Source organism: Bacteroides ovatus (assembly GCF_001314995.1).
Taxonomy (GTDB): Bacteria; Bacteroidota; Bacteroidia; order Bacteroidales; family Bacteroidaceae; genus Bacteroides; species Bacteroides ovatus.
The window spans coordinates 553,190-566,797 of record NZ_CP012938.1 but is presented as its reverse complement, the minus strand read 5'-3'; the positions used below and the strand labels follow the sequence as shown (position 1 = coordinate 566,797).

The following is a 13,608-nucleotide window of genomic DNA, read 5'->3' as shown; positions in this document are numbered from 1 at the left end:
TTCAATCTATTACTTTATACTAGTCAGTCATTAACTTTCTATAACGAACACGCTTCGGCTCTTCATTTCCCAAACGTTTCATTTTGTTTTCTTCGTATTCTGAATAAGACCCTTCGAAGTAGAATACATTGGAGTCTCCTTCAAAAGCCAGAATGTGTGTACAGATACGGTCGAGGAACCAACGGTCATGCGAGATAACTACGGCACAGCCGGCAAAATCTTCCAGACCTTCTTCCAAAGCACGCAGTGTGTTTACGTCAATATCATTGGTAGGCTCATCGAGCAACAGTACATTGCCTTCTTCTTTCAAAGCCATCGCCAAGTGTAAACGGTTTCTTTCACCACCGGACAGTACACCGCAAAGTTTTTCCTGATCGCCTCCGGAGAAATTGAAACGGGAAAGGTATGCACGCGCATTGATGTCACGTCCTCCCATGCGGATCAACTCATTGCCACCGGAAATTACTTGGTAAACACTCTTATTCGGATCAATATCTCTGTGTTGCTGGTCTACATACGCCACCTTTACAGTCTCTCCTACTTCAAACTCTCCTTTATCTACTGTCTCCAATCCCATAATCAGACGGAACAGTGTCGTTTTTCCCGCACCATTGGGACCGATCACACCAACAATACCATTAGGAGGAAGCATAAAGTTCAAATCGTCAAACAATAGTTTATCGCCGTATGCTTTGGCCACCTGTTTCGCTTCAATGACTTTATTACCCAGACGCGGACCATTCGGAATGAAGATTTCAAGTTTTTCTTCTTTCTCTTTCACGTCTTCATTCAGCAACTTGTCATAAGAGTTAAGACGTGCCTTACCCTTTGCCTGACGGGCTTTCGGAGCCATGCGCACCCATTCCAACTCACGTTCCAGTGTTTTGCGACGTTTACTGACGGTCTTTTCTTCCATTTCCATGCGTTTTGTCTTCTGTTCCAGCCAGGAAGAGTAGTTACCTTTCCAGGGAATACCTTCACCACGGTCTAGTTCGAGAATCCATCCGGCAACATGATCGAGGAAGTAACGGTCGTGCGTCACGGCAATAACCGTACCTTCATATTGCTGAAGATGTTGTTCCAACCAGTCGATAGATTCTGCATCCAAGTGGTTGGTAGGTTCGTCCAGCAAGAGCACATCCGGTTTCTGCAACAACAAACGACATAAAGCTACCCGACGACGTTCACCTCCGGACAGGTTTTCTACCGGCTGATCTTCAGGCGGACAACGGAGAGCATCCATCGCACGCTCCAGTTTGCTATCCAGATTCCATGCATCAGTCGCATCAATGATATCTTGCAGTTCGCCCTGACGGGCAAAAAGAGCATCCATCTTATCCTGATCCTCGTAGTACTCCGGTAAACCGAACTTCTGATTGATTTCTTCGTATTCTGTCAGTGCGTCAACAATGGGTTGCACGCCTTCCATTACTACTTCTTTTACTGTCTTTGTGTTGTCTAAATAAGGTTCCTGTGCCAAGTAACCCACGGAATATCCCGGAGAGAACACCACTTCTCCCTGATAGGATTTCTCCAAACCGGCGATGATCTTCAATAACGTTGATTTACCGGAACCGTTCAAACCGATAATACCGATTTTCGCTCCATAGAAAAACGACAGGTAAATGTCTTTCAGCACATTCTTATTGGGGGTGAAAGCCTTGCTCACTCCCACCATCGAGAAGATAATTTTTTTATCGTCAGCAGCCATACGTATGATTATATATTGTTGATAATGGCACAAAGATAAGAAAAATGTTTGAATTCTTTTGGAGTTATAAAAAAATGTTCTACCTTTGCACCCGCATTCGAAAGAAAGCACTGAAGGACCGATTCGCTAGCTCAGCAGGTAGAGCACAACACTTTTAATGTTGGGGTCCTGGGTTCGAGCCCCAGGCGGATCACAAAAACAAAATTAATCCCTTGATAATCAGTCGTTATCAAGGGATTTTTCTTTTAAGATTCTTCACATATACTTACTCAACAAGCATAGAACGACACGGCAGTTCGATTACAAAAGTAGTACCGATCCCCAGTTGGGAATCAACTAATACCCGCCCGTTCATCTTCTCAACGATTAGTTTGCAGATAGATAAACCCAAACCGGCCCCTTGAGCAAAGGAATCCAACTTCTCAAACCTTTCGAATATCTTTTCAAGCATATTCTGCGGGATGCCCCGACCGGTATCTTTAACACCGATTCTGACAGATTGGTGGTCTACCTCATAGAAGACTTCCACATGTCCGGTGGTAGTGTTCTTTAAGGCATTCGAAAGAAAATTACTCAAGATCTGTTTGATACGCAGGCTATCCAGTTCTACCAGAGAATCATGTGCCGGATAGTTAGTCAGAAGTTCAACGCCGGATGGTACTTGATGAGCATACTCCGCTACACTCTCGTCAAGAAGCTCGGTAAGATTAACCCAGTCCGGACGCAATTCCAGATAACCGGATTCTATTTTAGAAAGATCAATTACATCATTAATCAGATTTAATAATAGTTTGTTGTTATGTCCAATCAGAGAATTATATAGTTCCTTTTCCGCTGCATTTTCCGTACTAGTCAACAGGCTTGAAAAGCCGACAATAGCATTTAAAGGAGTACGGATTTCGTGACTCATATTAGCCAGGAAAGCAGACTTTAACCGATCGGATGCTTCTGCTTTATCACGTGCCTTGACAAGCATTTCTTCTGTCCTTTTCAGTTCTGTGATATCATAATTGATGCTGATAATCTCGATAATCCGGTCTTGCGGGGCATATTTCTTTACTAACAGATTGACATGCGTCCATGTGTATGTGCCATCCTCCCTAAGGACACGCATCTCTTTGCTAAGTTGGGTGGTAAGTCCATTTCGTGCGTCGTCCAGAAAACGAATCAACAAGGCACGGTCATCGGGGTGGAAATGCCGGTATGTGCCAAAGATGTCGGACAACGGAGTTTCATACGCTTCACCCACATTTCTGTACCAGCTTTTTTGAGCATAGCCGTGTCCACTCAAAACATTGAAGTGGGCATAACCGACCTTGGCATAATCGCCGACCAGTTCAAAGAACTCCTCAAACTCCTGAATCTTATTATAGGCTACTGTTGTTTCTGTCTTATCCGCATTAATCAATAGATAGTTTATTGGCTGATGCTCACTATTATATAATGTAGTCACTTTAGTCACTAAATCAATTGTGCCCTGTTTCTGGGTATTCTGATAATACGAACCAACCTTCGAGAAGTCATAACGGAAAGTAAAGTCGGCATCTTCATTTTTCTTCAGCCGTTCTTTCATTTCTTTCGGGAAAATAGGGTTCTCAAAAATATTGATACCCAATACATCTTCCTTCTTCTCTATATGAAACATCTCCAATTCCTTATCGTTCAAATCCACCAATACCCCATCCATATCGTATAATTCGATACCAATAGGCAAATACTTGAAAATGTTAGATAAGAGACGCTCACTGTATTGCAAAGCTTGATAAGCAGATGCCATATCAGGACCATCTTGCACTTCGGATATACCATAAATGATTTCGTTTCCGTTTTCATCCGTTTCTTGAAAACATACCTTGCTACGTACCCAAACAGGTCCTTTCACCGTATCAAGCAAATACACCACCTCCGGCCGTTGATACACACCATAGGAATGAATAGTTGTAGAAAGTTGTTCCTCTTTCTGAATACGTTTATTGAAATCTTCAAAACTAATAATTCCGGTCTGATCCAGACCTAATAACTCTACTATAAAGTCAGAACATTCATAATTCGCAGTTGATAAATTGGCTTTCCACCATCCCATATTAGCGTTAGCCATCAACTGCGAGAAAAAGGTAAAATCTTGTAGTCTATTCATAACGCTATTTATCATTTTATTATTTTTCGGGCGCAAAAATATAGATTAGCGACATATCTAACTTTCAGAAAGACACTTTTTTAGCATATTATAAGAAGATTATTTGTGATTAAACTAAAAAATTTCCGATTAAAATTTTCTCTAAAAGAGATTATTTCAACCGGAAATTTTACAATCGTCAAGTTCCTTATTTTACTTTTTCAAGGACTGATAAACAGCTTTTGCCATCACTTTAGCCCCTTCTTCATTCGGATGGATCTTATCCGGAAACAATTGGGGCATTCCGTCCATTGCTGCGTGAAGATCGATGACAGACAAGTTATTTTTCTTGGCAACCTTCTTTATCATCGGAATGATTTGTTTAGAGATGATATCATCGTTGATATTATCACCGGTCTGATAGGCTTTAGAAGGATAACAAAGATAAATCTTCGGTTGAGCTGGCAGCGCTTTGAAAGCATCGACCATTGTTTGCAGATCTTTCGTGAAGTCGGCCTTATATTTCCAGTTGAATGATTTACTGTCATTCGTACCCAACTTGATAACAACGATATTAGGATTGAAAGCCAGCGCATCCTGATAAGCCTTTTCATTCATATAAGGATGATCGCCCTTGTTCAGCAGAGTGCGGGCACTGACTCCGAAGTTCTTTACCCAATAAGCCTCTCCCAACATACGGCTCAACACGGCCGGATAACTGTCACGATCACGATTCTTGATACGTGCTCCATACGTAATACTATTTCCAATGCAAGCTACACGGATAGCATCTTTATGAGGTACTTTGAAACTACGGAGCCAAGACGTCAGTTCGTCCAACATTTCATTCTTATAGAGGAAACCCTCGCGAATTCCCCATCCATGTCCACCGGAAGGATAAATATGAAGCACTGAAGGAACATTGTTCTTGTTCAGCGCCAAATAATAATTAACTCCGTTAGCAGGCGGAACGACTTTATCATCATCACTATATACGATAAAAGCACGCGGTGTATCTTTCGTCACTTGCTTTTCATTAGAATACTCAAGTTCCAATTCAGCAGAAGCATCTTTTCCCAAAAGGTTGTCGTGAGAGCCCCTATGGGTATAAGATTTATCCATCGTAATCACAGGATAGAAAAGAATCTGAAAGTTCGGACGAAGTTCGGGCTTGGCATGAGTGGCAATGGTAGAAGCCAGATGTCCACCGGCAGAAGAGCCCATGATACCAATGTCATTCGGGTTCAAATTCCAGACATCGGCACTGTCACGCACCAATTTCATTGCTGCTTCAGCATCCGAAATGGGTAATGTACGATCACCGTTCGGCATCCGGTATTTTAGCACAATCAATGCAATACCTTGTTTATTGAAATAGGGCGCCCAATCACAGCCTTCGTGTTCGAATGCCAAATGTGAATATCCACCTCCCGGACACGCAACCACAGCACGCCCTGTAGCCAGTTCTGGCGCAGGAAGGAATACGCGAAGTGAAGGTTGTTCAATATCAAAAGGTTTCGGAGCATTTTGCGCTACCACTCGTGAACCTGCTAAAAAGAGAAGCAGCAAGATAAAAATAGTAGAAAATTTCTGTTTCATAGTATCTATGTACTTTGATTAATGAATAATTAGATGCGCGAAGATAGTAATTTTGCGTATCTTTGCAGCCCATTTTGATTAGAAAAATTATATGCAAGGAATAAAGAATCTGACACAAGGTCCTATCAACCGTCAACTGTTTAATCTGGCAATGCCGATCATGGCAACGTCGTTTATCCAAATGGCATATAGCCTCACAGATATGGCGTGGGTAGGACGCCTGGGAAGTGAAGCCGTAGCCGCCATCGGTTCTGTCGGAATCCTGACCTGGATGTCCGGTTCTATCTCCTTATTAAATAAGGTAGGATCTGAAGTGAGTGTCGGACAATCCATCGGTGCGCAAAGCCAGGAAGATGCCCGCAGCTTCGCGTCTCATAATATTACGATTGCTTTGATTATTTCCATTTGCTGGGGCGGACTCCTTTTTATATTTGCAGAACCTATCATACGTATTTATGAACTTGAGGAACATATCACAGCCAATGCCATTCAATATCTGCGGATTGTTTCTACCGGATTACCTTTCGTTTTCCTTTCCGCTGCCTTCACCGGAATTTATAATGCAGCAGGACGCAGCAAAGTCCCGTTCTTTATCAGTGGCACAGGGTTGATATTGAATATCGTTCTGGACCCACTCTTTATATTCGGTTTCGGACTGGGAACAAACGGTGCGGCGTACGCCACCTGGATTGCAGAAGCAAGTGTTTTCCTGATTTTCGTCTATCAGTTGCGTTGCAGGGATGCGCTGTTGGGCGGTTTCCCTTTCTTCACCCGGCTAAAGAAAAAGTACACGCGGAGAATCCTTAAACTTGGATTACCCGTAGCGACTTTAAATACATTGTTTGCCTTCGTCAACATGTTCCTCTGCCGCACCGCTTCCGAACAGGGAGGGCACATCGGCTTAATGACGTTCACCACCGGGGGACAAATCGAAGCAATTACCTGGAACACCTCACAGGGATTCTCCACCGCACTAAGTGCCTTCATCGCCCAAAACTATGCTGCCGGACGAATCGAACGGGTACTTAAATCCTGGTACACTACCCTATGGATGACGGGAATCTTCGGTACACTCTGTACTTTGCTATTCGTTTTCTTCGGAAACGAAGTTTTCGCCATATTCGTGCCCGAACAGGCTGCTTATGAAGCCGGAGGCGTATTCCTTCGTATCGACGGATATTCCCAGCTCTTTATGATGCTCGAAATCACCATGCAGGGAGTTTTCTACGGCATCGGCCGCACAATACCCCCTGCCATTATCAGCATCAGTTGCAACTATATGCGTATTCCGCTTGCTATCCTGTTTGTACGGATGGGTATGGGAGTGGAAGGAATCTGGTGGGCAGTCTGCGTCACCACCGTTGCCAAAGGTTTAATTCTTTTGAGTTGGTTCATTATTATCAAAAAGAAGTGCTTAAGTATTCCTTCAACGATAAAAGGATAATGTTCGTTTTCCTTTATTAACAAACAAAGGGATTCATCCGAGTTATTTTAACTTAAAAAGTACATGCTTGCCAAATAATATGTATCTTTGCATTGTTATTTATAATACGAAGCGATTCGTATAAAAACATTATTTATAAACCAATTAAAAAAAACATCAACATTATGAACAAGATGAAATTTATGGTTCTCTTCATGAGTATTGCCATGATATTTGGTAGCTGTGGAAGTATGAACAACACTGGTAAAGGTGCTGCTATCGGTGGTGGTTCGGGTGCTGCACTGGGTGCAATCCTGGGAGGTGTTATCGGTAAAGGTAAAGGTGCCGCTATTGGTGCTGCTATCGGTACGGCAGTAGGTGCAGGTACGGGTGCTCTTATCGGTAAGAAGATGGACAAAGCAGCAGCAGAAGCAAAACAAATTGAAGGCGCACAAGTAGAACAGATAACAGACAACAACGGATTGCAAGCCGTGAAAGTAACATTCGACTCGGGTATTCTTTTCACTACCGGTAATGCAAATCTAAGTGCTGCTGCTAAATCTGCTTTAAGCAAGTTTGCCAACAATGTGCTCAATCAGAACCGGGATATGGACGTGTCTATCTACGGATACACTGACAACCAGGGCTGGAAAAACAGCACTGCCGCACAAAGCCAACAGAAAAATCTGAACTTGTCACAAGAACGTGCACAGAGCGTGTCCAGTTATTTGTTGAGCTGTGGTGTTTCCACCAATCAGATCAAAGGTGTACAGGGAATGGGTGAAAGCGATCCCGTTGCAAGCAATGATACTGCTGCCGGTCGCGAACAAAACCGTCGTGTAGAAGTATACATGTACGCAAGTGAACAAATGATTAAAGATGCACAAGCAGCTGCTAATTAAAAAAATTCTGCGCTATACGCGCAACCTGCTGATTTTCTTCTTTGCATCCACTCTGTTGGCAGTGATTGTGTATCGGTTTATGCCGGTTTATGTCACTCCGTTGATGGTTATTCGAAGCGTTCAGCAGATTTTTTCAGGAGATAAACCCACGTGGAAGCACACGTGGGTTTCTTTTGATAAGATATCTCCCAATCTGCCGATGGCGGTCATAGCCTCCGAAGACAACCGTTTTGCCGAACACAACGGATTCGATCTTGTAGAAATCAAGAAAGCGATGAAAGAGAACGAAACACGCAAACGGAAACGAGGAGCAAGCACCATTAGTCAGCAGACAGCCAAGAATGTGTTCTTATGGCCGCAATCTTCGTGGGTACGCAAGGGACTCGAAGTCTACTTTACGTTTCTCATCGAACTGTTCTGGTCGAAAGAACGAATCATGGAAGTCTATCTCAACTCTATAGAAATGGGAAATGGCATCTACGGCGCGCAAGCTACCGCAAAGGTCAAATTCGGAACAACAGCTGCCCAGTTGACCCGGGGACAATGCGCACTTATCGCCGCTACTCTGCCCAATCCGATACGGTTTAACTCGGCGAAACCTTCGTCATACATATTAAAACGACAAAATCAGATATTACGGCTGATGAATCTGGTTCCTAAATTTCCACCTGAAGAAAAAGCCGTTGAAAAGAAAAAAAGCAAAAACAAGAAAAGCAAGTGATAATTGAATCATAAATAAAAAGAAAGGAGCAACGAGGATCTATCCCCTTGCTCCTTTTGCTTATAAGCTTGTTTGTATGCGTTATCCTCATTTATACAAAATCTTTCAACTCTTGTTGTAAACGTTGACGTGTGAAGAATATGCGGCTCTTCACTGTACCTAATGGCAATCCTAATTTCTCTGCAATCTCACGGTATTTGAAACCTGATACGTGCATGGAGAAAGGAATCTTATACTCCCGGGGGAGTGCGTTGACGATGCGATGCATCTCTTTCAGGTCGTAAGCACCTTCGGTACTTTCAAATCCTGAATCTTGTGGCAGATTTAAGTGATAATAATTATCGGTGGTATCAACAAAGGTCTGATCGCGTACTATTTTGCGGTAGTTATTAATAAAGATGTTACGCATGATTGTGTACATCCATCCTTTGAAATTTGTGTCCGGAACATATTTCTCTTCATTGTCTAATGCTTTTAAAGATGTTTCCTGCAATAAATCATTTGCTTCTTCACGGTTGGCCGTTAATTTATAAGCGAAACGAAGCAATTCTTCCTGTACTCCAATTAAATCTTTTCTGAAACTTAAACTTTTCATACTTTAATGGTTTTATGGTTAATATTCGTTTTTTCTCGACATTTGCAAGTTTAAAGGAATTTTGTGTATCCAACAGGGGAAAATTTGTCATTTCTTGGGGGTTAATTCTATCAAATGACAGATTTCAGGTGCTTTCTGATAGTTTTTAGGTGGTATTTAGTAAATATTTCCTTTACCTCTTGGTTAAAAGAACCAAATAGATTACTTTTGATTTTATATTATTAAATAAAACAAAAGGCTATGACCATACTTATTATTGTAGGAATTATTGTATTGCTGGGCATTATCTTTGCTTCCATGTACAACTCATTAGTGAAATTGAGAAACAATCGTGAAAACGCATTCGCCGACATCGACGTGCAGTTGAAACAACGCCATGATCTCATTCCCCAACTGGTAGACACCGTGAAAGGATATGCCGCACATGAGAAAGAAACGCTCGACCGGGTGATTCAGGCACGTAACGGTGCAGTCAGCGCAAAAACGATCGACGATAAGATAGCTGCCGAAAATCAGTTGAGCTCCGCTCTTGCCGGATTGAAGATTACTCTCGAGGCTTATCCCGATCTGAAAGCTAATCAGAATTTCCTGCAATTACAGGAAGAAATTTCTGATGTAGAGAATAAACTGGCTGCTGTTCGCCGCTACTTCAACTCGGCCACTAAAGAATACAATAATGCCGTGCAGACATTCCCGTCGAATATCGTAGCAGGAATGACCGGATTCCAAAGAGAGATAATGTTCGACTTGGGGAAAAACGAACGTGCGAATTTGGAGCAGGCACCCAAAATTAGTTTCTAAAACCTTTATATACACCGTCCATCCAATTACAAAAGTCGAACACGCATGCAATACGTCGGAATCCAAACACAGCAGAGCCGGAATAATCTGCACTCTGCGTTTCTACTATTCCTGTTTCCCTGTCTCGTGGCAGCACTCCTCTATTTGGCCTGCTACCTGTTGATTCTTTGGGGATATAGAAAGGATATGGAAGTCGAAATGATACCAATAGTCAATTATTTCTTCCTCTCTTCGTTGCCATACACCATGGGAATCGTATTAATTTGGTTTCTGATTGCCTATTGGGCTAACACAAGCATTATCAATTCCGCCACCGGCTCCAAGCCGCTGAACCGTCAGGAGAATAAACGAGTTTATAATCTGGTGGAAAACCTCTGTATGTCTCAAGGCATGAAAATGCCGAAAATCAATATCATCTATGACAGTTCCCTGAATGCATTTGCCAGCGGTATCAACGAACGCACATACACCGTTACTCTCTCGGAGGGCATCATCCGGAAACTAAATGATGAGGAACTGGAAGCAGTCATCGCGCACGAGCTAAGTCACATCCGCAACCGCGATGTACGCCTGCTGATTATTTCCATTGTCTTTGTCGGTATCTTCTCCATGCTGACAGAAATCACGTTTTATGCCATTACGCACATACGCGTGCGTAGTAATAGTAAAGGTAGCGGCGGTGTGGTTCTTTTTATTCTTATTGCTTTAGTGATAGCCGCCATCGGTTATCTTTTTGCAAGCCTGATGCGTTTTGCCATCTCACGCAAACGCGAATATATGGCAGATGCAGGTTCGGCAGAAATGACGAAGAATCCGTTGGCACTGGCCAACGCTCTCCGCAAAATATCAGCAGATCCCGCTATCGAGGCAGTAGAAAGGAAAGACGTGGCACAATTATTTATTCAGAACCCCAAAAAGGCATCTAAAAGTATATTCAGCGGACTTAGCGGACTGTTTGCCACTCATCCTCCCATCGAAAAACGAATCGAAATACTGGAACAGTTCTAAATCGGGCTAAACTCATAAATAACAGGGGGGTCTGTTTAATTTTCATTAAAAGAAACAGAAGTATCCCTGTCTTTTTAGTATATTTGATTGTTATACATATATACATCAACCTAAATGCAAACTGATATGAGAACGAAGAAACAAATCTTTATGCTGTTACTAGCCTTGCTAGTGGGCATCCCTACCCTTTCGGCTCAACAAAGTAAAAAGGAAAAGAAGGAACAGAAGAAAGAAGCAGTAATGAAACTGATTGAATCTGAAAATTATAAGATAGATGTCAACACTGCCATGCCGATGCGCGGACGCTCCATCCCTTTGACATCTTCCTACTCACTGACAATCAGAAATGATTCGGTTATTTCTTACTTGCCTTATTATGGGCGGGCTTATAGCATTCCGTATGGTGGAGGTGACGGACTTAACTTCAAAGCCATCCTCAAAGAATATAATGTGGAAATGGATAAAAAAGGGAATGCCGTTATCAAGTTCGTCGCACGTAATCCTGAAGACAGATATGAATTCAGAGCAAAAGTATTTCCCAATGGTTCGGCAAGTATCGATGTCAATATGCAAAACCGTCAGTCCATTAGTTTTCAGGGAGAACTGGATATAAAGGAGGAAAAATAATGCCGTCCTTATTCTTCCGGCTCTTCACTACCTTTTAATATAGGTAGGCAAATGTGATATTTGACAGCTAAGATGCGGGTCAGGAATACCGCCAGTCCGCCAATCAACTGACAGGCGTATGATTCCAGACCTGCAACGTCGCACAGCCAGTATGCAATACCGCCTACAACGCAGGCCATTGCATAAATTTCTTTTCGGAAGATAAGAGGTATTTCATTGATAAATACGTCACGAATCACTCCACCGGCTGCTCCTGTAATGCTACCCATGATAATAGCCACCCAGAAAGGATAGCCTAAAGCAATGCTCTTGCCTACACCTACCACGGTAAACAATGCCAAGCCAATGGTATCGAAAATAAAGAAAGTATTATTGAGCCGGATGAGCCAACGTCCGAAACAGATTACCCACAGCAAAGCCAGTCCCGTACAAATCAGATATATAGGGTCGGTCATCCACCCCGGTGTCACGTCGAGCAGGACATCACGAATAGTACCGCCACCGATAGCAGTAGCAAGTCCTACCACATAAGCACCAAACCAGTCGAAACGTTTCGCCGAAGCCAGCCGGATGCCACTTATAGCAAAGGCAAATGTGCCTATAAAATCAAGAATTTGAACGAATGTGGGCATATATTTGTTATTTTGTATGCAAAGTAACGAATAAATTCCGTAAGAAAATGTACTTTTGCTTCACGAATTAAACCGAATAAGATAGAAACAATATGAAAATAACAATTGTTGCGGGGGCACGCCCCAATTTTATGAAGATAGCTCCCATTACACGCGCTATTGAAGCCGCACGGGCGCTGGGTAAAAGTATCTCTTACCGACTGGTATATACAGGAAGGAAAGACGATACAAGTCTGGATGCTTCTCTCTTTTCGGACCTCGATATGAAAGCTCCTGATGTTTATCTGGGAGTGGAAAGTAGTAATCCAACGAGTTTGACAGCCGGAATCATGGTAGCCTTCGAACAGGAACTGACGGAGAATCCGGCACACGTAGTTCTTGTGGTGGACGATCTGACTGCCACCATGAGCTGTGCCATCGTTGCCAAGAAACAAGGAATCAAGGTAGCGCATCTCGTAGCCGGAACCCGTTCTTTCGACATGAAGATGCCGAAAGAGGTCAACCGTATGATTACAGATGGAATATCCGACTATCTGTTTACTGCCGGCATGGTTGCCAACCGCAACCTGAACCAGACAGGAACGGAAAGTGAAAACGTATATTATGTAGGTAACATTCTCATAGATACCATCCGCTACAACCGGAACCGTTTGCTCAAACCTATATGGTTTTCCGTATTGGGACTGCAAGAGGGAAATTATCTCCTGCTCACCCTCAACCGTCGCGTATTGCTAAACAACAAAGAGAATCTGCGTCAGTTGCTGAAAACAATCATTGAAAAATCTGCCGGTATGCCTATCGTAGCACCGCTGCACACATACGTACGAAATGCCATCAAAGAATTAGGCATCGAAGCTCCGAACTTCCACATAATGCCTCCGCAGAATTACTTGTTCTTCGGTTATCTGATAAACAAGGCAAAAGGAATCATTACGGATTCGGGCAACGTGGCCGAAGAAGCAACATTTATGGGTATTCCATGTATCACGCTCAACACGTATGCCGAACATCCCGAAACATGGCGCATGGGAACCAACGAACTTGTCGGGGAAGATCCTGTCCTGCTTGCCAAAGCAATGGATACCTTGATGCAAGGCGAATGGAAACGAGGCGAGCTTCCCGAGCGTTGGGACGGACGTACCGCAGAGCGTATCGTACAGATCCTTACGAGTAAATAACAGTCACCTTACTTGTCCCATTCCGTTTCCCGGCATGGAATCGTTAGTTTCACGCCTTGAAACTAGTAGTTTCCATCAAGGAAACCAACAGTTTCACACCGAGAAACCAATAGTTTCATGCCGGGAAACACAAAGTTTCAAGCGTCGAAACAAAAAGTTTCAAATGCCGGAACCTGGAGAACAAAGTACCGAAACAGCCTTATCAAAAGGATTAACAAAGGGAGATTCCTTTAATTATCGGATGACATATGCTTGTAAACAACAAAAAACGATGGGTAAAAAAAGTTATATATTC

At 42.9% G+C, this 13,608-nt stretch carries 12 protein-coding genes and 1 tRNA gene; 8 read left to right on the top strand and 5 right to left on the bottom strand.

Annotation, left to right across the window (positions count from 1 at the left end; translation table 11 throughout):
• Positions 1-19: 19 nt before the first annotated feature.
• Positions 20-1,711: an energy-dependent translational throttle protein EttA gene (gene ettA, locus Bovatus_RS02310; RefSeq protein WP_004300352.1), complete on the bottom strand. Its 1,692-nt coding sequence runs from the start codon at positions 1,709-1,711 to the stop codon at positions 20-22.
• Positions 1,712-1,831: 120 nt separating this feature from the next.
• Between ettA and Bovatus_RS02305 the strand changes: the two genes are divergently transcribed.
• Positions 1,832-1,904 (top strand) — tRNA-Lys (locus tag Bovatus_RS02305).
• Between the two features lie 72 nt (positions 1,905-1,976).
• On the opposite strand, the gene Bovatus_RS02300 is transcribed toward Bovatus_RS02305, so the two are convergent.
• Together Bovatus_RS02300 and Bovatus_RS02295 are read right to left on the bottom strand one after the other, a co-directional pair.
• Positions 1,977-3,848: a PAS domain-containing sensor histidine kinase gene (locus Bovatus_RS02300; protein WP_004318613.1), complete on the bottom strand. Its 1,872-nt coding sequence runs from the start codon at positions 3,846-3,848 to the stop codon at positions 1,977-1,979.
• Positions 3,849-4,040: 192 nt separating this feature from the next.
• The gene (locus Bovatus_RS02295; RefSeq protein ID WP_004300350.1) at positions 4,041-5,426 is read right to left on the bottom strand and encodes a GDSL-type esterase/lipase family protein; all 1,386 of its coding nucleotides are present in this window, start codon (positions 5,424-5,426) and stop codon (positions 4,041-4,043) included.
• A gap of 91 nt (positions 5,427-5,517) precedes the next feature.
• Here Bovatus_RS02295 and Bovatus_RS02290 point away from each other — a divergent pair, with 91 nt between their 5' ends.
• From Bovatus_RS02290 to mtgA, 3 genes are all read left to right on the top strand, one after another.
• Complete coding sequence (locus Bovatus_RS02290; RefSeq protein ID WP_004300349.1) at positions 5,518-6,870, top strand: MATE family efflux transporter; 1,353 nt, start codon at positions 5,518-5,520, stop codon at positions 6,868-6,870.
• 164 nt (positions 6,871-7,034) lie between these two features.
• The gene (locus tag Bovatus_RS02285) at positions 7,035-7,751 is read left to right on the top strand and encodes an OmpA family protein (RefSeq protein ID WP_004300348.1); all 717 of its coding nucleotides are present in this window, start codon (positions 7,035-7,037) and stop codon (positions 7,749-7,751) included.
• On the top strand, positions 7,729-8,472 hold the full coding sequence (gene mtgA / locus Bovatus_RS02280; RefSeq protein WP_004300347.1) for a monofunctional biosynthetic peptidoglycan transglycosylase: 744 nt from the start codon (positions 7,729-7,731) through the stop codon (positions 8,470-8,472). Before Bovatus_RS02285 ends, mtgA begins: the two co-directional genes overlap by 23 nt.
• Positions 8,473-8,563: 91 nt before the next feature.
• Here mtgA and Bovatus_RS02275 read toward each other — a convergent pair whose 3' ends face one another.
• Positions 8,564-9,067 (bottom strand): RNA polymerase sigma factor, encoded by a 504-nt coding sequence (locus tag Bovatus_RS02275; protein ID WP_004300346.1) that lies wholly within the window; start codon positions 9,065-9,067, stop codon positions 8,564-8,566.
• Between the two features lie 240 nt (positions 9,068-9,307).
• Between Bovatus_RS02275 and Bovatus_RS02270 the strand changes: the two genes are divergently transcribed.
• From Bovatus_RS02270 to Bovatus_RS02260, 3 genes are all read left to right on the top strand, one after another.
• Complete coding sequence (locus Bovatus_RS02270; protein ID WP_004300345.1) at positions 9,308-9,868, top strand: LemA family protein; 561 nt, start codon at positions 9,308-9,310, stop codon at positions 9,866-9,868.
• Positions 9,869-9,913: 45 nt separating this feature from the next.
• Positions 9,914-10,876 carry a M48 family metallopeptidase gene (locus Bovatus_RS02265; RefSeq protein ID WP_004300344.1) on the top strand — a complete coding sequence of 321 codons (963 nt, stop codon included), beginning with the start codon at positions 9,914-9,916 and terminating at the stop codon, positions 10,874-10,876.
• Between the two features lie 126 nt (positions 10,877-11,002).
• A complete protein-coding gene (locus Bovatus_RS02260; protein WP_004306358.1) occupies positions 11,003-11,503 on the top strand; it encodes a DUF4251 domain-containing protein in 501 nt (166 codons plus the stop codon).
• A gap of 8 nt (positions 11,504-11,511) precedes the next feature.
• On the opposite strand, the gene Bovatus_RS02255 is transcribed toward Bovatus_RS02260, so the two are convergent.
• On the bottom strand, positions 11,512-12,135 hold the full coding sequence (locus Bovatus_RS02255; RefSeq protein ID WP_004300342.1) for a trimeric intracellular cation channel family protein: 624 nt from the start codon (positions 12,133-12,135) through the stop codon (positions 11,512-11,514).
• Between the two features lie 92 nt (positions 12,136-12,227).
• Between Bovatus_RS02255 and wecB the strand changes: the two genes are divergently transcribed.
• Positions 12,228-13,313, top strand: a complete 1,086-nt coding sequence (wecB, locus tag Bovatus_RS02250; RefSeq protein ID WP_004300341.1) for a non-hydrolyzing UDP-N-acetylglucosamine 2-epimerase — start codon at positions 12,228-12,230, stop codon at positions 13,311-13,313.
• The last annotated feature ends 295 nt before the right edge of the window (positions 13,314-13,608 follow it).